Source organism: Bradyrhizobium sp. SZCCHNR1017, assembly GCF_032381375.1.
Lineage (GTDB): Bacteria > Pseudomonadota > Alphaproteobacteria > Rhizobiales > Xanthobacteraceae > Bradyrhizobium.
In genome coordinates this window covers 235,303-260,687 of record NZ_JAUHIR010000003.1, presented here as the reverse complement: position 1 = coordinate 260,687, position 25,385 = coordinate 235,303, and the positions used below count along the sequence as shown (strand labels likewise).

Below are 25,385 nucleotides of genomic sequence, written 5' to 3'. Positions count from 1 at the left end.
TGATGATACATCATAGCCTCGGAGAGGGCGGAAGCGCGCCCCTCTCGCTTGTGAGCGGGACGACAGAGTTACCTCTGGCAGAAGGCCGTCGTTGCGCGACGGCCCGTCGCGGCCCCGCAACCGAGGCTCGGTTGCTCGCGATGCAGCCGATCGGTGGTTCCAGGCTCGTGAACAGCGTCGAGAGGCCGTGAATGAGTACCGCCGACGTCCATTATCTGCCGCAGGCACGATTGCCGCTGATACCGCCGACACCGCCGCGGGCGCCGGACAGCATGGGCGCGCTGCGCCGCGTGCTGATGATGGGCGACAACGCGATCGCGACCTGGAGCCAGCGCGCCTATGAGGACGACATCATTCGCGGCCGCTTCTTCGGCAGCTCCAGCTACATTCTCAATACGCCCGATACGATCAAGCACGTGCTGGTCGACAATTGGGAGAACTACGCCCGCACCGTCGGCGCCATCCGCGTGCTGCGTCCGGTGCTCGGCGAGGGGCTGCTGATCGCGGAAGGCAAGGCGTGGAAGCACCAGCGCCGGACGCTCGCGCCGGCGTTCACGCCACGCGCCGTTTCCGGCCTCATCCCGCACATGGTCGCGGTGAGCGACGAGACCGTCGCCAGGCTGAAGCAGCAATGCGGGCAGCCGCTCGACCTGCGCGAGATCATGCAGCGCATGACGCTCGACATCGCCGGGCGCACGATGTTCTCGTTCGAGATGGGCCGCCATGGCGCCACCCTGCGCGATTTCGTCTACGAGTATGGCGCGCGGCTGGCCAGCCCGCATCTGCTGGACATCGTGCTGCCGCTGTCCTGGCCGACGCCGCGCGATTTCGCGCGCCGGCGGTTCCGCAAGCGCTGGACCGGCTTCGTCGCCATGCTGATGGCCGAGCGCCGCGCCGCCGGCAAGCTGGAGGACGCACCGCCGCGCGACCTGTTCGACCTGATGGGCGCGGCACGCGATCCCGAGACCGGCGCGGCCTTCACCGATGCACAACTCGCCGACGAGGTCGCGACCATGATCCTCGCCGGCCACGAGACCACGGCAACGGCGCTGTTCTGGGCGCTGTATCTGATCGCGCTCGACCCGGCCAATCAGGACAAGCTCGCGCAGGAGGCCCGCGCCGCAACCGATCTCAGCGATCCGGATCAACTGCCGTTCACGCGCGCCGTGCTGGACGAGACATTGCGGCTCTATCCGCCCGCGTTCCTGATCGCGCGCGCAGCCAGCGGCCCCGACCGGATCGCCGCGTTCCAGGTGAGGCGCGGCGACGTCGTGCTGATCTCGCCGTGGCTGCTGCACCGGCACGAGAAGCTGTGGGATGCGCCCAACGCCTTCAAGCCTGAGCGATTCATGCCGGGCGCGCCGCCGCCGGAGCGCTTCGCCTATCTACCGTTCGGAGCGGGCGCGCGGGTCTGCATCGGGGCTCATTTCGCCCTGACCGAGGCGGTGCTGGCGCTGGCACGGCTGGTGGCGGCCTTCGACATCGAAATGCTCGACGCCGCACCCGTGATGCCGGTCGGCGTGGTCACGACCCAGCCGGATCGCTCGCCGCTGTTCAAGCTCACGCCCAGGGCGGGCGTCTGATCCCGGCGGCGGCCGGGCCATCGCTTCGTCTCTTGCTTGTGGGTTTGCTAGGCACCATCTTAGCACGCCATGAGCGACATCCAGGCCCAGCTTTCGGTTCTGAAGCAGACCGCCGATCCGGCCGTTGCGGACGCGATCACACGGTTGATTGAGGCGGGTGAAGATCACGAACTCAACCGTATCAATGCCCTGGAGTTCTCGGCGCGCGCCGGTCTCGATGAAGAACGGGTTATTTCCGGGTTCCTGCATGCTGCACGGATCGGCTTGTTCGATCTGACCTGGAACGTGCTCTGTCCTGGCTGCAGCGGCGTGCTGGATGCGCACGCCACGCTGAAATCTCTCCGCCATGACGATTACCATTGCGGACTATGCGCTTGCGGCTACGAGCCTTCCATCGACGAGCAGGTCGAAGTTGCTTTCACCGTGAGCTCCAAGGTCAGGAGCATCGCCGCTCACGATCCGAACACGCTGCCGCTCTGGGAGTATTACAAGCAGGTCTTCTGGAGTTCCGGGATCGACCTCGACCGGGAGACTTTTGCCTCGCTCAGCGAAGAAGTGACGCTTGATGCGCTCGAGCTGCCAGCCGGTGAGAAGGCCGTGCTCTCGCTGCAGCTCCCATCCGATTTCATCATCATCTTCGAACCGGTGACGCATTCTGCGCAATTCATCGACGTTCAGGGCGAGCCCACCAGGGAGCGCCAGCAGCTCGGACTACTATTCAACAGGGCACATCCTCCGACCGGATCGATCACGTTGCGTCCAGGCCCGCTGCGACTGGCGCTCGACAATCAGGCCGGCGTACGGACGCTGCCGACCGTCTTCGTTGCCGGCGATGCGCTCCACCATCTCCTTGGCAAGCGCCGGCCTTTCCTGACCGCCAAGCGCATATTATCCAGCCAGACCTTTCGCGACGTGTTCAAGGCGGACAATCTCAACATCGACCAGCGGCTGAAGATCACCTCGCTGACCTTCCTGTTCACCGACCTCAAGAGCTCGACCGCGCTGTATGAGCGCGTCGGCGATCTCGCGGCCTTCGACCTGGTGCGCGCCCATTTCCGCGCGCTGCTGGAGATCATCAACGCCGAGAAGGGCGCGGTGGTGAAGACGATCGGCGACGCCGTGATGGCGACCTTCGTCAAGCCCGAGCATGCGCTCGCCGCCGGCCTGCGCATGCGCGCGGCGATGCAGCGGCTCAATGCCGAGCGCGGCACCGAGGACCTCGTGGTCAAGATCGGCATCCACGAGGGGCCGTGTCTCGCGGTGATGCTGAACGACCGCCAGGACTATTTCGGCCAGACCGTCAACATCGCCGCCCGCGTGCAGAGCCTGTCGACCGCGCAGGAGATCCATCTCACCGCGCCCGTGATCGAGAGCCCCGGCGTCGCCGACATCCTGCGGGGCGCGAAGATCGCGCCAATCCAGAAACAGGCTGCGCTGCGCGGCATCGCCGACCGCATGATGGTGTACGAAATCCCCTGAGCCTTACCGAAATGTCATGCAGCCCGAAGGTCGCAGCGGATTGCCGGCGCAGCGTGGCATTCGCATATAATGAGCAGTCGCCGGCCGGTTTGCGGTCCACTACGGATCTGACAACGAAAGGACGCCATGCTCGAAGGATTGCGCCAATTCATCGCCGACGTCGTTTCGCCGCACGAGACCCCGGCGTTCGACGACAATGGCTATCAGCTCGCGGCGACGGCGCTGCTGATCCACGTCATCTCGCTGGACGGCGAGCCGAGCGAGATCGAACGGCGCAAGCTGCACGGCCTGATCGAGCTGCGCTTCGGGCTCGACCCCGGCAGCGCCGACCGGCTGATCGCCCAGGCCATGCTGGCGGAGGGCGACGCCGTCGATCTCTATCGCTTCACCAGCGTGATCATGCGCGAGGTCGACGAAGCCGGCCGCCTGCGCATCGTCGAGATGATGTGGGAGCTGGTCTTTGCCGACGGCAAGGTGACGGAGTTCGAGGACAATGTGGTCTGGCGCGCCTCCGAGCTGCTCGGCATCTCCACGCATGACCGCGTCGACCTGAAGCACCGGGTGGCGTCGCGGAAGTCCGGCGCCCCTGCTTGAACCGCCTGGCTCCGGGCGGAACCGACTTCATGCGGAGATGAACAAACTTTAATTTTGTTTCCGAACCCCCCCGTTCATGTAAACCCATGTGAATCTGAGGCTATTGCCGCAATCCCGCGCAAGGCCATGGAGCACGGTGTCTTGCATGTTCCCGTCCCGCTATGCTCTCGTCCGCCGCGATTGGATGATGTGCGGATTGTGATCGAAGAGCAGGATCGTGGGTGAACGTGTCACGCTCGTAACGGGTGCCTCGGCCGGGATCGGCAGCGAGTTGGCGCGCGTATTTGCCGCGAACGGGCACCGGCTCGCATTGACGGCCCGGCGCGAAGACCGGCTCGCGGCGCTGGCCCAGGAGATCGCCGCCAAGGGCGGCCCGGCGCCGCTGGTGATCCCCTGTGACCTCACCTCCGCCGACGCCGGCGCGACCATCGAGGCTGCGCTGTCGGCTGCCGGCCTGGAGCTGGAATATCTCGTCAACAACGCCGGCTTCGGCCTGTTCGGCAAGGCGGTACAGCTCGACCGCACCGAGCAGCTCGACATGATTTCCGTGAACGTTCGCGCCCTGACCGAGCTGTCGCTGCGCTTTTCCGAGCAGCTGATCCGCAACAAGGGCGGCATCCTCAATCTGGGCTCTGTGGCCGGGTTCCTGCCGGGTCCCGGCATGGCCGTCTATTACGCCTCCAAGGCGTATGTGATCTCGTTCACCGAGGCGTTGCGCAAGGAGCTGGCGCCGCATGGCGTCCGGGTCACGGTGCTGTGTCCCGGTCCGGTGCCGTCGGAATTCCAGGACCGCGCCGGCTTCAAGCCGGGCGTGGATTCGGTGATCCTCAACGTCTCGCCCAAGGCGGTGGCGGAAGCCGGCTATCGCGGCCTGATGGCCGACAAGCGCGTGGTGCTGCCCGGGCTCGGCATCAAGATCGTGCCGTTCATGCTGCGCTGGTTCCCGCGCGGCTTCATCCTCGCCGCGGTCGGCCGGCTGCAGCTGAAGCGGACCTGATCGCGCTGGCCCGGCGCTTGCTTTGCAATGTGCGCTCGCTCACGCGCCGTTAACCTTTGCTTAGCTATGATCGCCAGGTGATGCTCAGGCAAGACCCTTCGCTCCATCCGAACGGGCCCCAGGCCGACGTTCGGCAGCTCCATCCCAAGCCGGCCATGGCGGCTGCGCCGCAGCGGCCCGTCCTCATCATCCTGCACCAGGAAACGTCGAGCCCCGGCCGGGTCGGCAATGCGCTGCGCGCCCGCGGCTATCCGCTCGACATCCGCCGGCCGCGGTTCGGCGATCCGCTGCCGGAGACTCTCGATGAGCATGCGGGTGCCGTTATTTTCGGCGGTCCGATGAGCGCGAACGATCCGGACGACTTCGTCCGCCGCGAGATCGACTGGGTCGAGGTGCCGCTGCGGGAGCAGCGTCCGTTTCTCGGGATCTGCCTGGGCGCGCAGATGCTGGCGATCCAGCTCGGCGCCGCGGTTGCGCCGCATCCAGAGGGGCGCGCCGAGATCGGCTATTATCCGATCCGCCCGACCCGGGCCGGGCGCAAGCTGTGCCCGCATTGGCCCGATCACGTCTATCACTGGCACCGCGAGGGCTTCGATCTGCCCGATGGCGCGGAGCTGCTCGCCGAGGGCGGCGACTTTCCGGTGCAGGCCTATCAATACCAGAACGCCACCGGGCTACAGTTCCACCCCGACGTGACCTACGCGATGATGTGCCGCTGGACCACGCGCGGTCATGCCCGGCTGGACACACCCGGCGCCCGTCTGCGCCACCATCATTTCGAGGGCCGCGCCGTGCACGATGCGGCCGAGCGAGCGTGGCTGGCGCAGTTTCTGGATGGCTGGCTTATGCGCGAGCCGGTGGCGGCGATGGCCGAGGCGGCGGAGTAGGACGGGCGTCCTGGTCAGTCGATTGTTGGGAATCTTTGTCATTCAGCCCGCCGTCGCCCTTCGGGCTCTGGCGCGGCAACCTTCGCACGCTTCGCTATTCATTTGCCGAAGCGGCTTGCCGAGCCGAAGCTCGCGACGCGAGCGAAGGTTGGTGGAGCCAGGCGGGATCGAACCGCCGACCTCGTCATTGCGAACGACGCGCTCTCCCAGCTGAGCTATGGCCCCGTAACACGACCGCCTCGATGTTGGGAAAAGGCAGCCGGCAGATCGGGCGCCATTTACAGTGGGTGCCGAGGTCAAGTCAAGAACGGTCACATCGCCCGTTAGCCTTGACGGGCACCTTCCCTTGTTTGCGCCGGGGGGAACCGATATCTACCGGTCGTCACAGGTCGAATTCGCGACCTCGCCCCCCGAGTGGACCCGCATGCGTGCCGTTCTCGACATCGTTCTGATCGTTCTCGACCTCTATGTCTGGCTGCTGATCGCCTCGGCGATTCTGTCGTGGCTGATCGCCTTCAACGTCGTCAACACGCGCAATCAGTTCGTCTCCGCCGTGGCCGAGTTCCTGTACCGAATCACCGAGCCGGTGCTGGCGCCGATCCGGCGCATGCTGCCCAATCTCGGCGGCCTCGACATCTCGCCGATCATCCTGATCCTCATCATCATGCTGATTCAGCGGGTGATCACCTACTACATCTATCCATTCGTGTTCTGACCGCCTCGCCGTTCGCCATGGACCCCTGGCGCGCCGCCGCTGACGGTCTCACCGTCGCGCTGCGTGTGACGCCGCGCGGCGGCCGCGACGCGATCGACGGCGTCGAAACGCTGTCCGACGGCCGCAGCGTGCTCAAGGTCCGCGTCCGGGCCATCGCGGATGGCGGCGAGGCGAATCGCGCGGTGACAGAGCTGCTCGCCAAGGCGATCGGCGTCACCAAGGCCTCGGTGCGAATCACCTCTGGCACCACCTCACGGCTAAAACAGGTCGCCATCGACGGCGATCCGTCCGCGCTCGATCAGGCCTTGCGCGACCTCCTTGCAGCCCATAAGCCGACCCGGAAACAACGAGAATAGACGCAAGAAGCGCGAGCCGAGGCCTTTCGGCTTCGCAAGCGGCGATCTTCACCCTCCCCTGGAGGGGGAGGGTCGCCTCACGGTGAGCGAAGCGAGCGTGAGGCGGGGTGGGGTGATCTCTCCACCGGTACCGGCATCCGTGGCTTCACCCCACCCCGCTCGCCCGCTTCGCGTGCGATAGACCCTCCCCCTCCAGGGGAGGGTGGGAGCACGCGGCCAGCGTCTTGCTCGATGAAACAGCCTTTGAACCGAGGATAGAGCAAAATGACCGCGCGCATCATCGACGGAAAGATCATTGCAGCCGACCTGCGCGCGCAGGTCGCCCGTGAGGTCGAGCGGGTCAAGCGCGACCATGGCCTGACACCAGGCCTCGCCGTGGTGCTGGTCGGCAACGATCCGGCGTCCGAGGTCTATGTCCGCAGCAAGCATACCCAGACCCAGGCGGCCGGCATGGCCTCGTTCGAGCACAAGCTGCCGGCTGACGTGTCGCAGGACAAGCTGCTGGCCTTGATCGGCAAGCTCAACCGCGATCCCGCCGTACACGGCATTCTGGTGCAGCTGCCGCTGCCGAAGGGGCTGGAGACCGAAGTCGTGATCAATGCGATCGATCCGGCCAAGGACGTCGACGGGCTGCATCCGCACAATGCCGGCCGCCTCGCCGGCGGCCAGCAGGCGCTGGCGCCGTGCACGCCGCTCGGCTGCATCATCCTCAGCAAGACCGTGCATGGCTCGCTGGAGGGCATGAACGCGATCGTGATCGGCCGCTCGAACCTGGTCGGCCGTCCGCTGGTCCAGCTCCTGCTCAACGAGAACGCCACGGTGACGATCGCGCATTCGCGCTCGCGCGACCTGCCGGCGCTGACCGCGCGCGCCGATCTGGTCTACGCCGCCGTGGGCCGCGCGGAGATGGTGAAGCGCGACTGGATCAAGCCGGGCGCGACCGTGATCGACGTCGGCATCAACCGTATCCCAACGGCTGACGGCAAGACGAAGCTGGTCGGCGACGTCGCCTATGCCGAGGTGGCGGAGGTCGCCGGCGCGATCACGCCGGTGCCCGGCGGCGTCGGCCAGATGACGGTGGCCTGCCTTCTGGTGAACACGCTGCGCGCCGCCTGCGCGATCGCCGGGCTGCCGAAACCGGCCGTCTAGGCCGGGCTCGCGGCGGCTTCCAGCAGCCGCCGATAGAAGCGGATCATGTCGGCATAGCCCTCGACCGACAGCCGCTCATTGGTGCCGTGGAAGCGCTTGAGATCCTCCGTCGTCGCGCGCAGCGGCGAGAAGCGGAAGATGCTGTCGGCAATGCCCGCATAGTGGCTCGAATCGGTGCCGGCGACCATCAGGCCGGGCGCCACCACCGCGTCGCTGAAGATCTCGCGAATGGTCCGGTTCACGAGCTGATAGGACGGTCCGGCGGTCGAGGTGACCGGCGGGGGCTCGCGGTTGCCGCGCAAGGACGTGATCGAGATGCGGTCGTTGGCCACGGTCTGCCTGACGTGGTCGATGATGCCCGCCTCGGTGTCCCCCGGCAGCAGCCGGAAATTCACGGTGGCGGAGGCGTTGCCCGGCAGCACGTTGTCCTTGTCGCCCGCGTTGAAGATGGTCAGCGCGGTCGTCGTACGGACCATCGCTTCGGCCGGACCGCTCTTGGCGAACTCGCCGAACAGCAGCGGTTTGGTCAGCCAGAGATTGGACAGCACGGCGCGGTTGATGCCGGTCATTTCCGGCGCCAGCGTATCGAACATCTCGCCGACCGTGCCGTCGATGCGCATCGGCAGCCGGTTGGCCTCGAGCTTCGCCAGCGCCGCACTCATCATGCCGATCGCGGTGTCCCGCGGCGGCATCGAGGAATGCCCCGGGGTGGCCTTGGCCGTCAGCACCAGGCTCGCATAGCCCTTCTCGGCAACACCGACCAGTGCCGCCGGCTTGTCGAGGCCCTTGACGCCGCCCTCCGAGATCAGCAGGCCCTCATCGATGACGAAGTCCAGCCGGACGTTGCGGGCGGCGAGGACGGCCGAGATGGCCTTGGCCCCCCGGGTGCCGCCGACCTCCTCGTCGTGACCGAAGGCGAAATAGATCGTGCGCTTCGGCTTGAAGCCGGCCTTGATCAGCGCCTCGGCCGCCTCCAGCATCGCATACAGATTGCCCTTGTCGTCCCAGGCGCCGCGGCCCCAGACGAAGCCGTCTTTGACGACGCCGGCAAACGGCGGCACGGCCCAGTCGGGCTCGGTGCCCGGCGCGACCGGCACCACATCCTGATGGGCCAGCAGCGCAATCGGCCTGGCCGCCGCATCCGAGCCCTTCCACCGGTACAGCAGGCTGTGCCCGGCCACGACCTCCTGTGTCGCGGCCGCATGAAAGGCCGGGAAGCTTGCCTCGATATGGGCCTTGAGCGCCGCGAAGGCATCGGCATTCAGCTCGGGATCGTCGGAGCTCGAAATCGTGCGAAAACGAACCGCCGCCGCGAGCCGCTGCGCCGCAGCCTCGGCATCGATGCTGATCTTCGGCAGCGCCGCGACATCGAGCTGCCGGGAGCCATGGCGAAACATGTTGACCAGCACGACCGCGACGAGCGCCGCGCCTGCCGCCAGGATGAGAAGACCAAGGTATCGAAGGGACCTGAGCAGGCGGCGCATTGCAGAACGCTCCAAGACGAGACGGCGCCGCAGATCCTATCTGCGACGCCGTGAAACTGCTCGGAGCGGACTCGAAAGTCCATCGCCTGGAGCCGCGAAGCGCTGCGTTTGGAGCTTCCGCGCGCCCTACTTCTTCGCCGCCTTGGCGCGGGCGATGCCCTCGGCAATCAACTGGTGGGCGTCGTCGGCATTGCCCCAACGCAGCACCTTCACCCATTTGCCGGGCTCGAGATCCTTGTAGTGCTCGTAGAAGTGCCGGATCTGCTGCAGCGTGATGTCCGGCAGGTCCGAATAGGTGCGGACCTTGTCGTAGCGCTGGGTCAGCTTCGAGGACGGCACCGCGATGATCTTCTCATCGCCGCCAGCCTCGTCCTCCATCAGCAGCACGCCGACTGGGCGCACGCTCATGACCGCGCCGGGCACGATCGCGCGCGTGTTGGCGACCAGCACGTCGCAGGGGTCGCCGTCATTGGACAGCGTGTGCGGGATGAAGCCGTAATTGCCGGGGTAGCGCATCGCCGTATAGAGGAAGCGGTCGACGAACAGCGTGCCGGCTTCCTTGTCTAGCTCGTACTTGATCGGCTCGCCGCCGACCGGCACTTCGATGACGACGTTGACCTCGCGCGGCGGATCTTTCCCGATCGGGATGGCGTCGATGCGCATGGATGCTCCGTAGAACTTGAACGTTTGAGAACTTGAACGTTGAGGGTCGGACGCTCGACAGGCGAGCGCTGGCATTCGCAGTCGCAAAAAAAACGCGGCTGCGCAACAGCTACCTCAAGCCAACACTTTCAGTTCAATTCCAGTTCAATTCGCTGGCGCGTTAACGTTTAACGCGCCCGGAGCACGGCCGGCCCAGGCTCAGTTGGTCCAGGCAAAGGCAACCTTGTCGAGCGACTTCGGCCCGAAGCGCTCCGACGACCGCGCGACCATCCGGCCGCCCAAGGCGCGGTAGAACTCGGTGGCGGGATCGTTGTCGGACAACGCCCACACCACCATGCTCTTCAGGCCGCTCTGCGCGAGGTCGCGCTTGGCGGACTGGAAGAGCCGGCGACCGAACCCCAGCCCCTGAAATTCCGGTCGCAGATAAAGCTCGTAGACTTCACCGTCGAAGTGCAGGCTGCGGGCGCGATTGCGGCCGTAATTCGCATAGCCTGCGACCTTGTCGTTGAACACCAGCACGCTGACGCGGCTGCCTTTGCGGATCGCGCTGTCCCACCATTGGGGGCCGCGCCGGTTGATCAGCTTCTCCAGCTCTGCGCCAGGGATGATTCCCTGGTAGGCGGAACGCCAGGCTTCATCATGGGCTGACGCCACCGCAGCCGCATCTGCAGCCTTGGCCGGACGGACTTCGATCAGGGTTGTGCTCATGAGCGGATCAAAGCAAGTCGGCGGTCCGCCTTCAAGGTGCCACGTTAAAGATCGGTTAACCTGTGGACTTTCGGCATCACCGTGGCGGAAAGCTGTGCCGAAAAGGGACAAATTCGCAACATTGTTGAGGGTCGACGGTGTCCCGTCACCGCAGGTTCATACCACGAACTAAAAACTGCAACTCACTCGCGGTGGGCTCGGCTAGTGTGGCCGGAGCTCAACAACTTCCCGCCCGGCTGAATGCTGCTGCTTCGCTGCCTCTCATGGTTGATCGCGCTCGTCCTCGCGGGATCGAACGCCTGGGCACAGACATTCGGCCCGGCCTCGCCGGAAGGCGAGCCGGCCCGGCTGCAGCAATGGCTGGTGCCCTCGACCGAGCCTGGACTCCCCGCGCATGCGCTGCTGTATCGGCCTGCCGGTGACGGACCGTTTCCGCTGGCGCTGATCGCGCATGCCTCGACACAGAATGCGTTGCGGCGCGCGCAGCTGCCGCAGCCGAGCTACACGGCGATGGCCAGCGAGCTGGTCGCGCGCGGCTATGCGGTGCTGGTGCCGGAGCGGCTCGGGCATGGCCGTACCGGCGGCCCCTATGTCGAGGATCAGGGCGCGTGCGAAAATCCGGACTACGAGAAGGCGGGACGTGCCACCGCCGCGCAGATCTCGCGCGCGCTTGCCTTCATGCGCGATCAACCATTCGTCGCCAAAGGCGGCGCACTTGTGGTCGGTCACTCGGCCGGCGGCTGGGGCGCGCTGGCGCTCGCCGATCAGCCCCGGCAGTTCGTTTCGAGCATCATCGTGTTCGCGCCCGGCCGTGGCGGCCATGCCGACGAGGTGCCAGGGCGCGTCTGTGCAGAGGCGCGCCTGCTTGATACGGCCCGCGCATTTGGACGCGGCGCGCGCGTGCCGGTCACGTGGCTGGTCGCGGCCAATGACAGCTACTTTCCACCATCGCTTTCGCGTCGGCTTGCGGAGGACTTCGACTCGGCCGGAGGCCGGGCACACTTCAAGCTGTTGCCAGCGTCCGGCGAGGAGGGGCATTGGATGATCGAGCACGACGACGGCGTGGCACTGGCGGCGGATTTGCTGTCGCGGGCGCTGACAACGACACGTCGATCGACGCATCCGATGCCGCCGAACTAGCAGGACACGATGACGCTGTATTTCCTGATCAAATATCTCCACGTGCTCGGCGCCATCGTCATTCTCGGCACCGGCACGGGGATCGCATTCTTCATGCTGATGGCGCATCTGAGCGGCGAGGCCGCGTTCATCGCGCGCACGGCTGGCGTCGTGGTGATCGCGGACATGCTCTTCACACTGTCGGCGGTGCTGCTGCAGCCGGTCACCGGCGGCACCTTGATGTGGCTGTCGTCCACGGCCGTGAGCGAACGCTGGCTGCTCACCTCGCTCGCACTCTACGCCGTCGCCGGCCTGTTCTGGGTCCCCGTGATCTTCATGCAGATCGAACTGCGCGACCTCGCCCGTGCTGCTGATATCAGCGCCCAGGCGCTGCCGCCGCGCTACTTCATCGTCTTCCGCCGCTGGTTCCTGTGCGGCATCCCCGGTTTCGGCGCGGTCATGGCCATTCTCTGGCTGATGATCGCAAAGCCGCTCTGACGAGACGCGCATGATCACGTCGACCACCCCCCGCATCCTCGTGCTTGGCGCCTCCGGCCTGATCGGGCGCTTCATCACCGACGATCTGCGCCAGCGCGGCTGTGCGACGGTCGGCGTCGCGCGCGCGTTCTCGCCATCGCAACGCACGTCGCCGTTCGACATCGAGCTGCCGATCATGGCGCTCGATGCGCCGGCTTTGGCGAGCCTGATCCGCGCCCACGAGATCGACGTCGTCATCAACTGCCTCGGCGTGCTGCAGGATGGTCCGGGCAGCGATACCGCTGCCGTGCATCGTGAGTTCGTCGCGCGCGTGCTCGCAGCGATCACGGCCTGCGGCCGTCGCGTACGCTTCATTCACATCTCGATCCCCGGCACGGCCGATGAGGATCACACCGCTTTCGCGACCACCAAGCGCGAGGCGGAGCAGTTGATTGCATCCTCAGACATTCCCTACGCCATCCTGCGCCCGGGCTTCGTGATCGCGCCATCGGCCTATGGCGGCAGCGCGATGGTCCGCGCGCTCGCGGCGCTTCCGGTCGACCTGCCGGCGAGGGATGCGGCGACGCCGTTCCAGCCGGTGGCGGTGGCGGACATCGCCGCGACCATCGCCTGGCTCGCGATGCGGCCGATCGATGACGAGGCGACGCGCGCGGTGAGCTGGGACCTGATGCAGCCCGAGGCGGTGACGCTTGGCGACGTCGTCGATGCGTTTCGGCGCAGTTTCGGCACGACGGATTGGCCGCGCGTTGCCTTGCCCGCACCGCTGATCAATCTCGGCGCTTTCGCCGGTGACCTCTGCAGCCGGCTCGGCTGGATGCCGCCGATGCGCACCACCGCGATCGCCGAGCTTCGCCGCGGGGTGCACGGCGATCCCGCACCGTGGATCGCGGCAACCGGCATCACCCCCACGCCGCTGGACGCCGTCGGCGTGCGTGGCGCCACCATTCAGGACAAGTGGTTCGCGCGGCTGTTCCTGATCAAGGCACTGATCATCGCGAGCCTCGTGCTGTTCTGGGTCGCATCGGGGTCGATTGCACTGTTCGTCTCGTTCCCGGCGACCACGGCGGTCCTGACCACGCACGGCTGGCCGGAAGGCTTTGCGATTCCGTTCGCGGCGATCACCAGCATGATGGACATTTCGGTCGGTCTATTGATCGCGTTCCGCAAGACCGCAGCATTCGGGCTCGCCGCCGGCATCCTCGTCTCGCTCGGCTACATGCTCGGCTGCGCGATCCTCACCCCCGATCTCTGGCTCGAGCCGCTCGGCGCCCTGGTGAAGACGGGACCTGCGATCGTGCTGATGCTGGTCGCGCTGCTCATGATGGACAATCGCTGATGACCAACTGGCCCGACGATGACGTGATCCTCTACGACGGCGTCTGCGTGTTCTGCTCCCGCTGGGTGCAGTTCGCGATCGCGCGCGACACCGCCAGGCGCTTCCGCTTCACGCCGATCCAGTCGCCCTACGGCACCCGGCTGGCACAGGCCTTCGGCATCGATCCCCAGGACCCCGACACCAACGCGGTCGTGCATGGCGGCAAGGCGCATCTCAAATCCGATGCTGCGCTGACCGTATTGTCGAACCTGCCGGGCTGGGGCTGGACGCGCGCGCTGCGCGCCATTCCGAAGCCGCTGCGCGATGCGGTCTATGGCGTGGTCGCACGCAACCGCTACCACATCTTCGGCAAATACGAATCCTGCTTCGTGCCGGATGCCGAGCTGCGCAAGCGGGTGCTGGAGTCGTGATCCGGTCGGCGGTGAGATGCGGCCATGAGCGCCGATTAATCGATTGAATCGAATGATACGTGCGATATAATCTGTTGGATCGATTGGTCACAGCATGAAATTCTCTTCCTTGCACTTGGTTTGGGAGAGATTTCCATGGCCGCCCCCTCGCATGATCTGATCGCCGATGCGCCCGTTGCCATTCATCATCGACCTGCGCACGCGCCTGCGACGCCGGCGGCACCGACGCTGCTGCCCGGGCTCGCGCTGTCCGCGGCGCTCGCGGCCGGCGCCTTCGGGCTGCGCCTGCTGCCAGGCCTCGGCCTGTTCAGCCCGATGATCCTGGCGATCGTGGCAGGGATGGCGCTGCACAACGTGGTCGGCACACCGGCGCGGGCCAAGCCCGGCGTCGCCTTCTCGATGCGTCGCGTACTGCGGCTAGCGATCATCCTGCTGGGCCTGCAACTGACGGCGACGCAGATCGTCGAGGTCGGCGCGCGTGGTCTCGCCGTGATCGCGCTGAGCCTCACCGGCACCTTCCTGTTCACGGTGTGGATGGGACAGCTGCTCGGCGTCAACCGCAAGCTGGCGGAGCTGATCGCGGCGGGCACCTCGATCTGCGGTGCGTCCGCCGTGATCGCGACCAACACGGTCACGCGCGCCCATGACGAGGACGTCGCCTATGCGGTGGCCTGCGTCACGGTGTTCGGCTCGATCGCAATGTTCATCTATCCGCTGCTTCCGGCGCTGCTGCATCTCGACGCCCACGCCTTCGGCCTGTGGAGCGGGGCTTCGATTCACGAGATCGCCCAGGTGGTCGCGGCCGCGTTTCAGCAAGGCCAGCAGGCCGGCGAGTTCGGCACCATCGCCAAGCTCGCCCGCGTGATGCTGCTGGCGCCGGTCGTGCTCACGCTCGGCCTGCTGGCAACGCGGCGTGCGCGCCATGGCGGCGAGACCCGGGGCAATGCGCAGCCGCCACTGCCCTGGTTCGTGTTCGGCTTCATCGCGCTGGTCGGCCTCAACAGCGTGATCAGCATTCCCGCCGAGATGAAGACGGTGATCGTGACCGCGACCACGTTCCTGCTGTCGATGGCGCTGGCCGCGATGGGACTGGAGACAGATTTCGCCAAGCTCAAGGCCAAGGGCCTGCGGCCGCTGGCGCTGGGCCTGCTCGCCTTCCTGTTCATCGCAGGCTTCAGCCTGGCCCTGGTGAAGCTCACCACATAGGACGCTTGTGACGCTCGAACAGCTCAGGATCTTCGTTGCGGTCGCGACCCGCGAGCACGTCACCCAGGCGGCGCGCGACCTCAATTTGACCCAGTCGGCGACATCGGCGGCTGTGGCCGCGCTCGAAGCGCGCTACGAGACCAGGCTATTCGATCGCGTCGGACGCCGCATCGTGCTCACGGCGACCGGGAAGGCGTTTCTCGTCGAAGCGAAGGCGGTGCTGGCGCGCGCGGCCGCCGCCGAGACCGTGCTGAACGATCTCGCCGGCCTGAAGCGGGGGCAGCTGGCGCTGGCGGCCAGCCAGACCATCGCGGGCTATTGGCTGCCGGCCTTCATTCACCGCTTCAGTGCTGCGCATCCGGCGATCAAGCTGCAGCTGTCGATCGGCAATACCGAGCAGGTCGCGACCCAGGTCCGCGAGGGCTCTGCCGATCTCGGCTTCGTCGAGGGCGATGTCGACGATCCCGTGCTCACGGTTCAGCCAGTCGCGCAGGACAACATGGTGCTGGTCGGTCCGATCGGTCATCCGCTGTGCCGCGGAAGGTCAGTGACAACCGGCGACCTGAAGACGGCGCGCTGGGTGTTGCGCGAGCAGGGCTCCGGCACGCGCGCCGCGCTCGAAACAGCGCTTGGCCGCTTCGGGATCACCCCGGCCGAGCTCGATGTGGTGTTCGACCTGCCGTCCAACGAGGCCGTGCGCGGCGCCGTCGAAGCCGGCGCCGGCGTCACCGTGCTGTCGCGCCTCGTGGTCATGCGCGCCGTCAAGGCCGGGCTGCTCGCCGTCGCCAACATCGAGCTGCCCAAGCGGCACTTCTACAGCCTGCGCCACAAAGAGCATCACCAGACGCAGGCCGCGCGGGAGTTTCTGCGGATGGTGGGGGAGACGCATTGATCGGGGCACGTCATCGCGAGCCCAGCGAAAGCGATCGAGAAATCCCACCGCGGTGACAGTCTGGACTGCTTCGCTGCGCTCGCAATGACGATCGATGGACTAGCGCCTGGTTAATGACGCCAGAGCTTCCCGCGCCGCGCGCTCGCCGCTGTCGCGCGCGCCATGGGCGGTCGAGAAGAAATCCGAGGGCGTCGCCTCGCCGGCGAAGAACAGCCGATCATCAACCGGCGCGGCCAGCACGGCGCGCTTGTCGGCATGTCCGGGCAGTGCATGCGAATAGGCGCCGCGCGCGAACGGGTCGGCGCCCCAGCGGGACTCGGCGAGCGGACGGAGGCTGTTGCGGATGTCGTTGCCGAGCAGGGCCGCGATGTCGTCGATCGCCTGCGCCGCCAAGGCCCCCTCGCCCGCCGCCTCGATGTCGCGGGCGAAGCTGCCGCCATAAAAACCTTCGATGCAGGGCTGGCCGAACGGGCGCAGCTGGAAGCTGCCGACCCGCGCGGTGTGGCTGCGGCCGCGCATGCCCGAATCCCTCGGCAGGTGCTCCCAGCCGTCGAGCGCCAGCGTCACCTTGTTGTCCAGCCCGAGTGGCAGGCCGGTAGCGGCTTCGACCTTGGCAGGCAGCGCCGGCGTGAAACGGAGCGCTTCGTCGGCGATGAGATTGGTCGGCACGGTCACGATGACCTTGTCGGCCGTCAGCGTGCCCTGTGACGTCGTCAGGCGGATGCGCCTGTCGCCACGGTCGATCAGCGTCACGTTGCAGTCGAGCACGATCGGCAGGTCCGCACCGTAGGCTGCAACGAGGGCGCCATAGCCGCGGCGGATCCGCCAGTTCAGCTCGGTGTCCTCATAGGCCTCGAAGTCGAGCAGCGACATCTGCTCCAGCTCGCAGCCGTTGAGATAGGTGCAGATCGCGTCGATCATGCCGTTCCAGCGATTGCCGGGCTCGAGGCAGATGCTCGCAGGCGCATCGCGGCCGCTCTTGGCAGCCTCCGCGGTACGCATGAAGAACGCCTCCAGCGCGCGGATGAATTCTTCGCGCTCTTCGCGCGGGAATGCCGCCTCATAGGCCTGGTCGCGCCACGGTGGACGTGACTTGTCGATGGCGAAAGCGAGCTTCCCGGCGATGGCGACGAAGGAGTTGCGATCAGCCGAATGCAGCCAGCCGCAGCCGAGATCGAACGTGACATCAGGCGAAGCCATGATGGTGTGGGCACGCCCGCCGATGCGGCCGCGGGCCTCCAGGACGATAAACGAGACGCCCTTGTCCTGCAGCGCATGTGCGGCGCCGAGGCCCGCGGCACCCGCGCCGATGATGGCGATGTCGATGGAGGATGGGAAAGACATTGGCTCATCCAACTCCGTCGTCACGCCCGGCCTTGTCCCGGGCATCCACGTCGTCCTCGCAAGCCCCAAAACGTGGATGGCCGGGACAAGCCCGGCCATGACGCATTTGAGAATGGAGGGCGGAAATTACGCCACCGCTTCCTTCTGCTTCTCGGCGCGCTTGCGCTCGTTCGGATCGAGATGCTTCTTGCGCAGCCGGATCGACTTCGGCGTGACCTCGACCAGCTCGTCGTCCTCGATATAGGCGAGCGCCTTTTCCAGCGTCATCTTGATCGGCGGCGTCAGGCGGACTGCCTCGTCCTTCGACGTGGTGCGGATGTTGGTGAGCTGCTTGCCCTTCAGGACGTTGATCTCGAGATCGTTGTCGCGGGTGTGCTCGCCGACGATCATGCCGCGATAGACCTTCCAGCCCGGCTCGATCATCATCGGGCCGCGGTCCTCCAGCTTGAACATCGCGTAGGCCACCGCCTCGCCCTGGTCGTTGGAGATCAAGACGCCGTTGCGGCGGCCGGCGATCTCGCCCTTGAACGGGGCATAGCCGTGGAACAGGCGGTTCATGATCGCGGTGCCGCGGGTGTCCGTGAGCAGCTCGCCCTGATAGCCGATCAGGCCGCGGGTCGGCGCGTAGAACACCAGCCGCAGGCGGTTGCCGCCGGACGGGCGCATCTCGATCATCTCGGACTTGCGCTCGCTCATCTTCTGCACGACGACGCCGGAATGCTCCTCGTCGACGTCGATCACGACCTCCTCGATCGGCTCCAGCCACGCGCCAGTGGCCTCGTCCTTCTGCAGCACCACGCGCGGACGCGACACCGACAGCTCGAAGCCTTCGCGGCGCATGGTCTCGATCAGGATCGCGAGCTGCAATTCGCCGCGGCCCGACACTTCCATGGCGTCCTTGTCGGCGGATTCGACGACGCGCAGCGCGACATTGCCCTCGGCCTCGCGCAGCAGGCGGTCGCGGATCATGCGGCTCGTGACCTTGTCGCCTTCGGTGCCCGCCAGCGGCGAGTTGTTGACGATGAAGGACATCGACACGGTTGGCGGGTCGATCGGCTGCGCCGGGAGCGGAGTCTCGACCGAGGGATCGCAGAACGTGTCGGCGACGGTGCCCTTGGTCAGGCCCGCGATGGCGACGATGTCACCGGCCTCGGCCTCGTCGAGCGGCACGCGCTCGATGCCGCGGAACGCGAGAATCTTGGAAATACGGCCCTGCTCGACGACCTTGCCTTCGGCGTTCAGCACCTTCACGGCCTGGTTGGGCTTGATGCTGCCCGAGGTGATGCGGCCGGTGATGATGCGACCCAGGAAGTTGTTGGCCTCCAGGATGGTGCCGATCATGCGGAACGGTCCCTCTTCGACCGACGGCGCCGGCACATGGCGCAGCACCAGGTCGAACAGCGGCTGCATCCCGGCGTCCTTCGGACCTTCCGGGCTCTCGGCCATCCAGCCCTGCTTGGCCGACCCGTACAGGATCGGGAAGTCGAGCTGCTCCTCGGACGCGTCGAGTGCGGCGAACAGGTCGAACACCTCGTTGATAACCTCGGTCGGACGGGCGTCGGGACGGTCGACCTTGTTGATGACGACGATCGGCTTGAGGCCGACCTTGAGCGCCTTGGAGACCACGAACTTGGTCTGCGGCAGCGGGCCCTCGGCGGCGTCGACCAGCACCAGGGCGCCGTCCACCATGTTCAGGATGCGCTCGACCTCGCCGCCGAAATCGGCGTGGCCGGGAGTGTCGACGATGTTGATGCGGGTGTCCTTCCACTGCACCGAGGCGGCCTTGGCCAGGATGGTGATGCCGCGCTCGCGCTCCAGATCGTTGGAGTCCATGGCGCGCTCGGCGACCTTCTGGTTCTCGCGGAAGGTACCCGACTGCTGCAGGAGACGATCAACCAGGGTGGTCTTGCCGTGGTCGACGTGGGCGATGATGGCGATGTTGCGAAGATTCATGGTCGGTGTCTTCTAAGCTTTCTCAAGAGCTCGTGCTCTGTCCCCGGCGGGGCGCGCGCTTTGTTATAGTCGAATCAAGCTGTTAGCTTTGCGACGCGCGCTCGCGAAACTCGTTCGGCGGCAGGGGCCGGCAGCCCCAAATAGGAAGCCCGGCCAATCGACCGGGCAGACCTCACGCGTTGCGGCGCAATATAGGCAGAAAATGCCAAAAAACAATGACTGCTTTCAGGAACGAGGAGCGGTTTCCAAGCGGCTGGCTAACGCCTCCGCGACCGCACGCTTCCGGGCAGCGCGGGAGAAGACGAGACCAACCACTCCGACCGGCAATTCCACGAGGACCAGCGCTGACAGCCAACGCGGTTGGCTGGTGTCTGTGCGCGGAAAGTCACTGGCGCCTGCAGGCTCAGCCCGCCGCGGCCTGCTCGGTCGGATAGACGCCGCGCAGGACCTCCTCGAAATGGGTCTTCACGGCCTCGTTGCACAGGCAGGAGCGGCGCTTCAGCGCGTCGAAGTCCCGCACCATGAAGGCGCCGCGGCGGGTTTCGAGAATGCCCTCGGCCCTGAAGGTCTGGACAACCCGGCTGACGTAGCTGCGGCCGACGCCCAGCAGCGTTGCCAGCTGCTCATGCGTCAGCGGCACGATCGGCTCGCCATCGGTACGGTCCATCGCGGCCACGATCCACTTCGCCGTCCGCTGCTCGATCGAATGGATCGCGTTGCAGGCGGTCGACTGGAACATCTGTGCCAGCATGCAATCGGCGTAGCGCGCGAACACGTTGCGCAGCGTCTTGGATTGCAGCTTGGCGGCCGCCAGGCGGGACAGCGGCAGCCGTGCGAACGGGCCGCCGAACTTGACGACGATCCGTGTGTAGGCCGGCAGGAAGCCTTCGCTGACGATCCCGCCGACGGCGCCCTCGCGGCCGACCAGGATGGTCTCGACGTCGCGGCCATCCTCATTGGGAACGAGATAGGACGTCAGCGCCGGCCCGCAGGGAAAATGCACGATCTGGACGTCGTCACCCGGACTGTAGAGCAGCTCGTTCGGCGTTGCCTCATCCTCCACCAGATACGGCGAGATCAGCGCGTAGTCGGCCGGACTGAGCCGCCGCAGCAGGTTGTTGTAGGGCCGCTCCCGGCTCAGCGTGGTCACACCTTGGCTCAGCATCGTCATCCCCGTGCGCAACGCATGTGCGTGATCCGTGCACCTTGTGTTCACAAGTGCACCGACACAGGAACTCTGATATGCTGCCTTGGTTCCAGGAACCCGCCAGCGCGCTCGAGAGGAGGCGCCGGCCGCGGGGTCCATCCCTCATCCTGGAACCCGCAGATCCCATGACCAGCTCGCAATCAGGCGTGCCCGAGTTCTATCAGCATGTGCTGGTCGTCGAAGACGACCCCATCATTGCGCTCGGACTGGAAGACACCATCACCGACCTCGGCGTTCCCGACATCAGGATCGCAGCCGACGTCGCAACCGCGCTCGCCATGATCGCCGAGCGCGTCCCGCAATTCGCGCTGCTCGATGTCGGCCTGGTCCGCGAAAAGAGCTTTGCGATTGCCGAGCGGCTGACGGCGCTCGGCATTCCCTTCGCCTTCTCGACCGGCTATGGCGCCGACCGCGTGCCACCCGCGTTCGCCGACCGGCCGCGGCTGCCGAAGCCTTGCCCGACCGAGGCGCTGGAGGCGGTGCTGCGGCGACGCGATTAGTTGCGGTCGCCGCACGCGGTCGCCGACGCAGAAGGCTCAGCCCAGCTTCGGATCGAGCGTGGTCGACCACAGCGCGACGTCGGCGCGATCCCGCAGGGTCACGGTCATCTGGCCCGTGGCGCCTTCGATCTTGACGTGGCCGAAGAACTGCATGCCGGCCGACGGCGGCAGATTCTGCTTGTCGAGGCCGGGCGCCTTGATGAAGCGCACCTCGGGGCCGAAGGTGTTGTCGAGCTCGTTCGGACCGAACGTACCGGCATGCAGCGGACCGGAGACGAACTCCCAGAACGGCTCGAAGTCCTGAAACTGCGCCTTGTTCGGATCGTAATAATGCGCGGCCGCGTAATGCACGTCCGCCGTCAGCCACACCGTGTTCTGGATCGGCGCCGTCTTGATGAAGCGCAGGATCTCGGCAATCTCGAGCTCGCGGCCGCGCGCCGGGCCGTCACCCTGGGCGATGGCTTCCGAGCCCTTCTTGTTGGCCGCGTCGTCATAGACGATGATGCTGAGCGGCATGTCGGAGGCGATCACCTTCCAGGTCGCGCGGGAATTGAGCAGCGCCTGCTTCAACCAGCGCATCTGCTCCGGCCCGATGAAGTAGGACGCCGGACCATACTTGTCCTCGAGATTGGGACCGTTGGCGCCGCGGTAGCTGCGCTCGTCGAGCACGAACACGTCGAGATGCGGGCCATAGTTGATGGTGCGATAGACTCGGCCCGGCTCGATGATGCTCTCGCGCATCGGATACATCTCGTGGAAGGCGCGCGCCGCGCGGGCCGCGAGCAACTGGATGTTGCGCTCCTTGTAGGCGGCGGGCAGCTCCTTGGACGCCGACCAGTTGTTGGTGACCTCGTGATCGTCCCACTGCACGAAGATCGGCACCTCGGCATTGAAGGCGCGAACATTCTCGTCGAGGAAATTGTATTTGTGGGCGGCACGAAATTCGTCGAGCGTCTCGGCGACCTTGGCCTTCTCTTCCACGGTGAGGTTCTTCCACACCTTGTTGTCCGGCAGCTTCACCTCGGACTTGATCGGACCGTCGGCGTAGATGGTGTCGCCGGAGTGCAGGAAGAAGTCCGGGCGGTGCTTCTTCATCGTCGAGAAGGTGAACATGCCGCCATCATCGGGATTGATGCCCCAGCCCTGCCCCGCCACGTCGCCGCCCCAGACGAACGAGACGTCGCGCTTGTTGCCTGGCGCGGTGCGGAAGCGGCCGGCCACGGCCTCGCTTTCGACCGCGGTATGCGACAGGTCGCGGAACTTGACACGGTAGAAGATGTCCTGGCCGCTCGGAAGGCCGTCGATCAGCATCTTGGCCGTGAAGTCGCTTTCCGGAAGCGCGGCAATCGGAGGCAGCGTACGCGCGTCCTTGAACGATTCGGTGGTCGCCACCTCGACCAGCATCTGCGACGGCCGGTCGGCGCGCGCCCAGACCACGCCACCATCCATGCCGACGTCGCCGGACTGCACGCCATGCGTGATCTGCGGCCGGTCGGCGGCGCGGCTCAGATAGGGCATCGCCAGCGTCGTGACGCCGGCTGCGGCGGCCGTCGACAGGAAGCGGCGGCGGGACAGGGCGGTGTGCGGTCGAGGAATGCGAAGCGTCATGCGGATCTCCTGGTCGGATCGCGCGCGGGAGCCGGCGCGAGCCACGGCCCGGCAGACCTAGAAAAGATTGATGACGCTGGAATTACAATCGCGCCGTGGACAGCGCGTGACGCGGCCGCAGGGCGAACATCGTCCGCCCTCAGGTGCCGGCGGCACGCAACTGCGCGCCGGTTCGCTGCAGATTGGCGGGCATGCTCATCAGGATGAGCTTGCGATCGGCCACCGCGTTGTGGAACTGCTCGAGCGCGATGTTGAACGCGGTCAACGCCGCGTGCTCGATTGCACCGTCCTCGAAGCAGGTCAGCGTGTTGCGCAGGATCTCGTCGGCCTCGCTCTGCAGCTGGTCGAGCTCCTCGGTCGAATCGCTCTTGCGCGCGATCGTGATCATCTCCAGCAGACGATCGCGCAGCGAGGTGTTGATGGTGCGTTCGTCGCGCTTGAGATAGCCGGCGAACCACGCACCGGCCGAACCCATCGCCGAAAGCGCCATCAGGCCCCACCAGATGTAGTCGCTGTAGCGGTCGAGGAAGGTCTTCTCCTCGCCGTTGATGAACGCCGCCGCGCCGGGATGCGCCGGAATCGCGGCGTCCTTGTCGGTGTCGGGGGTCTCGATCTTGGCAGCCAGCGGGAACTCCGACAGCAATTGCTGGCGCACCGAAAACAGCTGATGGGTGAACGCGGACACTGTCGAATCCGACAGGCCTTTGCGCGCCACGATGTGGTGGTTGAAGCCGATGGTCTTCACCTCGTCCTCGGGACGATCGGGCGAGCCGCCAAACGCGCCGGCGGGAATTTCGGTCGATTCATATTCGGGGTGGTTCTGCGCGATCGCTTCGGCCGAATCGATCGCCAGGAAGGTCGGCGTGCCGCCGTCCTTGGTGGCAGCGGCGATCGCATCCGCCGTGATCTTGCTATTGATGGGTCCGGCCGCAAGATAGACGTCCGCCCGCTGGTTGCGCACGGCTTCGGCGGCCTCGGTGATCGGGACTTGGACGATCTCGACCTTGCCGGCGTCGACGCCGTACTGATGCAGGATCACCTTCAGCAAATTGGCGTTCGCCGGGGTCCGACCGATGATGCCGACCTTGTGGCCCGCGAGCTGGGAGATCTTGGTGATCTTGGCGCCCTTGCGACCCTTGCCCTTGCCGCCCGGAGGCACCCAGAGCACGGCGACGTTCTTGCGCAGCGTCGCCACGGCCTGCGCGTTCTTTGGGACCTCGAGGTCACCCCGGACGATCGCGAGGTCAACCTTGCCTGCGGCCAGCGCCTGCGCGCTCTGTGCGGCGCCCTCGGTCGGAACCGGCCGCAGCCTGACGGAGGCGTGCGACTGGGAAAAGGCCTGGGTCAGGGCCTGGACGACCTTCAGGTCGTCGCTGTTGGGCGGACCGACCGCGATCTTGAGCACCACGGGACGCATCGCGAAATAGTAGGCACCCGTCAAAGCGCCGACGACCGCGAGGATCCCGGCGATGACAATGAACACGGCAGGGCGCATCCGTGAGCGCTGCGCTGGCGTGGTCTGAGTATCTACCAGATCCCGTCCTCCGGTGGTCCAGGCCCGGGCGATGCCACAGGCGGCTTCGTCTGGCCACGTCGTCCTTCAATAGAGCCGAACTGTAGCAAATTTCTTGTCCGCCCGGAGTGACATCTGCGTCATGGTTACCATCGCACCAGTCGCCGGAGGATCGGGGCAGTTCCAAGCGCCTCCGGCATCGCGCCTGTGACAAGGCTCTGATCGGGATGCGTTTTCGGTTAGTCTTGGCAACCGGACACCGGCGCGATCCAGCCGGAGGTAGCCCCGCAGTCGCCCGGATGCTGCCACGTGTCCGGTCGATTGCACCACGAGAGGAGATCGAGATGCCGCAACCATTGTCGGCGGAGGCACGCGCCACCGCCTTGCGGGAGCTTCCCGGCTGGTCCGAGGCACAGGGCCGTGAGGCCATCGCCCGCACGTTCACATTCACAGACTTCAACGAAGCCTTCGGCTTCATGACCCGCGTCGCCCTGGTCGCTGAAAAGGCTGACCATCATCCCGAGTGGCGCAACGTCTACCGCACCGTCGAGGTGGTCCTCACGACCCATGACGCAGGCGGCGTGACCATGCGCGACATCGCGCTCGCCAAGGCGATGAATGCGATCGCCGCGACGATGCGCGGCTGAGATCTTGGCGACGACGGCACGCGCCTTGCGGCCGGCGTCGCCATCACCACATCCGAGGGCGAGGACCGCGCCCCCAGCGCCGTCTGGAACCGGAGATCGGACATCATGTCGGATGCGACCGACTACAGCGTTGGCTTCGAGCCCGCGGAGCGGCTGGCCCGGGATCGCGAGACCCTTCGCCGTCGTTTCTGGATCAAGTTCAAGAAGGTTGTCGCGCGGCTGCCATTCGCCGAGGAGCTGCTTGCGGCGTATTACTGCGCCTTCGACAAGGAGACACCCCGGCACGTACAGGTCGCCCTGCTCGGCGCCATCGCCTACTTCGTCGTGCCGTTCGACTTCATGCCTGACGTGTTGCCCATCCTCGGCTTCACCGACGACGCGGCGGTGCTCGCCACCGCCATCCGCATGGTCGCTTCGCACATCACGCCCGACCATCATGCGGCTGCCCGCGCCGTACTCGCGCGGCTGGCGGCAGACAAGAACGCTGACGGCGAGAATATCGGCTGACGGCGGCTCCGGCCGGCAAGCCGGGCGCCC

At 66.3% G+C, this 25,385-nt stretch carries 25 protein-coding genes and 1 tRNA gene; 17 read left to right on the top strand and 9 right to left on the bottom strand.

Going from position 1 to position 25,385, the window contains the following annotated elements; all coding sequences use genetic code 11:
- The first annotated feature begins 191 nt into the window (after window positions 1-191).
- The 5 genes from QW863_RS10120 to QW863_RS10100 all read left to right on the top strand — a co-directional run bounded on the left by QW863_RS10120 (window position 192) and on the right by QW863_RS10100 (window position 5,540).
- Window positions 192-1,583, top strand: coding sequence for a cytochrome P450 (locus tag QW863_RS10120; RefSeq protein WP_315716729.1), 1,392 nt, complete (start codon window positions 192-194; stop codon window positions 1,581-1,583).
- Window positions 1,584-1,652: 69 nt separating this feature from the next.
- Window positions 1,653-3,062, top strand: coding sequence for an adenylate/guanylate cyclase domain-containing protein (locus QW863_RS10115; RefSeq protein WP_315716730.1), 1,410 nt, complete (start codon window positions 1,653-1,655; stop codon window positions 3,060-3,062).
- Window positions 3,063-3,188: 126 nt separating this feature from the next.
- Entirely contained in the window at window positions 3,189-3,656 is a 468-nt protein-coding gene (locus QW863_RS10110) for a TerB family tellurite resistance protein (protein WP_315716731.1), read from the top strand.
- A gap of 217 nt (window positions 3,657-3,873) precedes the next feature.
- Complete coding sequence (locus tag QW863_RS10105) at window positions 3,874-4,653, top strand: SDR family oxidoreductase (RefSeq protein WP_315716732.1); 780 nt, start codon at window positions 3,874-3,876, stop codon at window positions 4,651-4,653.
- Between the two features lie 80 nt (window positions 4,654-4,733).
- The gene (locus QW863_RS10100) at window positions 4,734-5,540 is read left to right on the top strand and encodes a glutamine amidotransferase (RefSeq protein WP_315716733.1); all 807 of its coding nucleotides are present in this window, start codon (window positions 4,734-4,736) and stop codon (window positions 5,538-5,540) included.
- 149 nt (window positions 5,541-5,689) lie between these two features.
- Here the strand turns inward: QW863_RS10100 and QW863_RS10095 are convergent.
- Window positions 5,690-5,765, bottom strand: a tRNA-Ala gene (locus tag QW863_RS10095).
- Between the two features lie 199 nt (window positions 5,766-5,964).
- Here QW863_RS10095 and QW863_RS10090 point away from each other — a divergent pair.
- The 3 genes from QW863_RS10090 to folD all read left to right on the top strand — a co-directional run bounded on the left by QW863_RS10090 (window position 5,965) and on the right by folD (window position 7,760).
- Window positions 5,965-6,255 (top strand): YggT family protein, encoded by a 291-nt coding sequence (locus QW863_RS10090; protein WP_315716734.1) that lies wholly within the window; start codon window positions 5,965-5,967, stop codon window positions 6,253-6,255.
- A gap of 17 nt (window positions 6,256-6,272) precedes the next feature.
- Window positions 6,273-6,611, top strand: coding sequence for a DUF167 domain-containing protein (locus tag QW863_RS10085; protein ID WP_315716735.1), 339 nt, complete (start codon window positions 6,273-6,275; stop codon window positions 6,609-6,611).
- 264 nt (window positions 6,612-6,875) lie between these two features.
- Complete coding sequence (folD, locus tag QW863_RS10080; protein WP_315716736.1) at window positions 6,876-7,760, top strand: bifunctional methylenetetrahydrofolate dehydrogenase/methenyltetrahydrofolate cyclohydrolase FolD; 885 nt, start codon at window positions 6,876-6,878, stop codon at window positions 7,758-7,760.
- Here the strand turns inward: folD and QW863_RS10075 are convergent.
- From QW863_RS10075 to QW863_RS10065, 3 genes are all read right to left on the bottom strand, one after another.
- Window positions 7,757-9,244, bottom strand: coding sequence for a M20 family peptidase (locus QW863_RS10075; RefSeq protein WP_315716737.1), 1,488 nt, complete (start codon window positions 9,242-9,244; stop codon window positions 7,757-7,759). The two genes, folD and QW863_RS10075, sit on opposite strands and share 4 nt — an antisense overlap.
- Window positions 9,245-9,370: 126 nt before the next feature.
- Window positions 9,371-9,907 carry an inorganic diphosphatase gene (gene ppa / locus QW863_RS10070; RefSeq protein WP_315716738.1) on the bottom strand — a complete coding sequence of 179 codons (537 nt, stop codon included), beginning with the start codon at window positions 9,905-9,907 and terminating at the stop codon, window positions 9,371-9,373.
- Between the two features lie 198 nt (window positions 9,908-10,105).
- Complete coding sequence (locus QW863_RS10065) at window positions 10,106-10,615, bottom strand: GNAT family N-acetyltransferase (RefSeq protein WP_006611902.1); 510 nt, start codon at window positions 10,613-10,615, stop codon at window positions 10,106-10,108.
- 240 nt (window positions 10,616-10,855) lie between these two features.
- On the opposite strand from QW863_RS10065, the gene QW863_RS10060 reads away from it, so the two are divergent.
- From QW863_RS10060 to QW863_RS10035, 6 genes are all read left to right on the top strand, one after another.
- Window positions 10,856-11,755, top strand: a complete 900-nt coding sequence (locus tag QW863_RS10060) for an alpha/beta hydrolase family protein (RefSeq protein ID WP_315716739.1) — start codon at window positions 10,856-10,858, stop codon at window positions 11,753-11,755.
- Window positions 11,756-11,764: 9 nt separating this feature from the next.
- The gene (locus tag QW863_RS10055; RefSeq protein ID WP_315716740.1) at window positions 11,765-12,232 is read left to right on the top strand and encodes a DUF2269 domain-containing protein; all 468 of its coding nucleotides are present in this window, start codon (window positions 11,765-11,767) and stop codon (window positions 12,230-12,232) included.
- Window positions 12,233-12,242: 10 nt separating this feature from the next.
- A complete protein-coding gene (locus QW863_RS10050) occupies window positions 12,243-13,568 on the top strand; it encodes an SDR family oxidoreductase (RefSeq protein ID WP_315716741.1) in 1,326 nt (441 codons plus the stop codon).
- Window positions 13,568-13,978, top strand: a complete 411-nt coding sequence (locus tag QW863_RS10045) for a thiol-disulfide oxidoreductase DCC family protein (RefSeq protein ID WP_315767659.1) — start codon at window positions 13,568-13,570, stop codon at window positions 13,976-13,978. Before QW863_RS10050 ends, QW863_RS10045 begins: the two co-directional genes overlap by 1 nt.
- A 135-nt stretch (window positions 13,979-14,113) precedes the next feature.
- The gene (locus QW863_RS10040) at window positions 14,114-15,184 is read left to right on the top strand and encodes a YeiH family protein (protein ID WP_409977905.1); all 1,071 of its coding nucleotides are present in this window, start codon (window positions 14,114-14,116) and stop codon (window positions 15,182-15,184) included.
- A gap of 7 nt (window positions 15,185-15,191) precedes the next feature.
- The gene (locus QW863_RS10035; RefSeq protein WP_315716743.1) at window positions 15,192-16,076 is read left to right on the top strand and encodes a LysR family transcriptional regulator; all 885 of its coding nucleotides are present in this window, start codon (window positions 15,192-15,194) and stop codon (window positions 16,074-16,076) included.
- 99 nt (window positions 16,077-16,175) lie between these two features.
- Here QW863_RS10035 and QW863_RS10030 read toward each other — a convergent pair whose 3' ends face one another.
- The 3 genes from QW863_RS10030 to QW863_RS10020 form a co-directional block, all read right to left on the bottom strand.
- Window positions 16,176-17,420 (bottom strand): NAD(P)/FAD-dependent oxidoreductase, encoded by a 1,245-nt coding sequence (locus QW863_RS10030; RefSeq protein WP_315716744.1) that lies wholly within the window; start codon window positions 17,418-17,420, stop codon window positions 16,176-16,178.
- A 126-nt stretch (window positions 17,421-17,546) separates the two neighbouring features.
- Complete coding sequence (typA, locus tag QW863_RS10025) at window positions 17,547-19,373, bottom strand: translational GTPase TypA (protein ID WP_315716745.1); 1,827 nt, start codon at window positions 19,371-19,373, stop codon at window positions 17,547-17,549.
- Window positions 19,374-19,776: 403 nt separating this feature from the next.
- Window positions 19,777-20,538, bottom strand: coding sequence for a Crp/Fnr family transcriptional regulator (locus tag QW863_RS10020; protein ID WP_315716746.1), 762 nt, complete (start codon window positions 20,536-20,538; stop codon window positions 19,777-19,779).
- A 167-nt stretch (window positions 20,539-20,705) separates the two neighbouring features.
- Here QW863_RS10020 and QW863_RS10015 point away from each other — a divergent pair, with 167 nt between their 5' ends.
- A complete protein-coding gene (locus QW863_RS10015; protein ID WP_315716747.1) occupies window positions 20,706-21,080 on the top strand; it encodes a response regulator in 375 nt (124 codons plus the stop codon).
- A 36-nt stretch (window positions 21,081-21,116) separates the two neighbouring features.
- On the opposite strand, the gene QW863_RS10010 is transcribed toward QW863_RS10015, so the two are convergent.
- Window positions 21,117-22,688, bottom strand: coding sequence for an alkaline phosphatase D family protein (locus tag QW863_RS10010; protein ID WP_315716748.1), 1,572 nt, complete (start codon window positions 22,686-22,688; stop codon window positions 21,117-21,119).
- A gap of 139 nt (window positions 22,689-22,827) precedes the next feature.
- Window positions 22,828-24,171 (bottom strand): TAXI family TRAP transporter solute-binding subunit, encoded by a 1,344-nt coding sequence (locus QW863_RS10005; RefSeq protein ID WP_315716750.1) that lies wholly within the window; start codon window positions 24,169-24,171, stop codon window positions 22,828-22,830.
- A gap of 374 nt (window positions 24,172-24,545) precedes the next feature.
- Between QW863_RS10005 and QW863_RS10000 the strand changes: the two genes are divergently transcribed.
- Both QW863_RS10000 and QW863_RS09995 read left to right on the top strand, forming a co-directional pair.
- The gene (locus QW863_RS10000; protein ID WP_315716751.1) at window positions 24,546-24,848 is read left to right on the top strand and encodes a 4a-hydroxytetrahydrobiopterin dehydratase; all 303 of its coding nucleotides are present in this window, start codon (window positions 24,546-24,548) and stop codon (window positions 24,846-24,848) included.
- Between the two features lie 105 nt (window positions 24,849-24,953).
- Complete coding sequence (locus QW863_RS09995; RefSeq protein ID WP_315716752.1) at window positions 24,954-25,355, top strand: YkvA family protein; 402 nt, start codon at window positions 24,954-24,956, stop codon at window positions 25,353-25,355.
- Window positions 25,356-25,385 lie beyond the last annotated feature (30 nt).

Coding starts and splice junctions, on each gene's coding strand:
- QW863_RS10110 (WP_315716731.1), top strand. CDS start 3,189: ATGCTCGAAGGATTGCGCCAATTCATCGCCGACGTCGTTTCGCCGCAC.
- QW863_RS10055 (WP_315716740.1), top strand. CDS start 11,765: ATGACGCTGTATTTCCTGATCAAATATCTCCACGTGCTCGGCGCCATC.
- QW863_RS10060 (WP_315716739.1), top strand. CDS start 10,856: ATGCTGCTGCTTCGCTGCCTCTCATGGTTGATCGCGCTCGTCCTCGCG.
- QW863_RS10065 (WP_006611902.1), bottom strand. CDS start 10,615: ATGAGCACAACCCTGATCGAAGTCCGTCCGGCCAAGGCTGCAGATGCG.
- folD (WP_315716736.1), top strand. CDS start 6,876: ATGACCGCGCGCATCATCGACGGAAAGATCATTGCAGCCGACCTGCGC.
- QW863_RS10075 (WP_315716737.1), bottom strand. CDS start 9,244: ATGCGCCGCCTGCTCAGGTCCCTTCGATACCTTGGTCTTCTCATCCTG.
- QW863_RS10015 (WP_315716747.1), top strand. CDS start 20,706: ATGACCAGCTCGCAATCAGGCGTGCCCGAGTTCTATCAGCATGTGCTG.
- QW863_RS10120 (WP_315716729.1), top strand. CDS start 192: ATGAGTACCGCCGACGTCCATTATCTGCCGCAGGCACGATTGCCGCTG.
- QW863_RS10040 (WP_409977905.1), top strand. CDS start 14,114: ATGGCCGCCCCCTCGCATGATCTGATCGCCGATGCGCCCGTTGCCATT.
- QW863_RS10115 (WP_315716730.1), top strand. CDS start 1,653: ATGAGCGACATCCAGGCCCAGCTTTCGGTTCTGAAGCAGACCGCCGAT.
- QW863_RS10010 (WP_315716748.1), bottom strand. CDS start 22,688: ATGACGCTTCGCATTCCTCGACCGCACACCGCCCTGTCCCGCCGCCGC.
- QW863_RS10030 (WP_315716744.1), bottom strand. CDS start 17,420: ATGTCTTTCCCATCCTCCATCGACATCGCCATCATCGGCGCGGGTGCC.
- QW863_RS09995 (WP_315716752.1), top strand. CDS start 24,954: ATGTCGGATGCGACCGACTACAGCGTTGGCTTCGAGCCCGCGGAGCGG.
- QW863_RS10090 (WP_315716734.1), top strand. CDS start 5,965: ATGCGTGCCGTTCTCGACATCGTTCTGATCGTTCTCGACCTCTATGTC.
- QW863_RS10100 (WP_315716733.1), top strand. CDS start 4,734: ATGCTCAGGCAAGACCCTTCGCTCCATCCGAACGGGCCCCAGGCCGAC.
- QW863_RS10000 (WP_315716751.1), top strand. CDS start 24,546: ATGCCGCAACCATTGTCGGCGGAGGCACGCGCCACCGCCTTGCGGGAG.
- QW863_RS10045 (WP_315767659.1), top strand. CDS start 13,568: ATGACCAACTGGCCCGACGATGACGTGATCCTCTACGACGGCGTCTGC.
- typA (WP_315716745.1), bottom strand. CDS start 19,373: ATGAATCTTCGCAACATCGCCATCATCGCCCACGTCGACCACGGCAAG.
- ppa (WP_315716738.1), bottom strand. CDS start 9,907: ATGCGCATCGACGCCATCCCGATCGGGAAAGATCCGCCGCGCGAGGTC.
- QW863_RS10050 (WP_315716741.1), top strand. CDS start 12,243: ATGATCACGTCGACCACCCCCCGCATCCTCGTGCTTGGCGCCTCCGGC.
- QW863_RS10020 (WP_315716746.1), bottom strand. CDS start 20,538: ATGCTGAGCCAAGGTGTGACCACGCTGAGCCGGGAGCGGCCCTACAAC.
- QW863_RS10085 (WP_315716735.1), top strand. CDS start 6,273: ATGGACCCCTGGCGCGCCGCCGCTGACGGTCTCACCGTCGCGCTGCGT.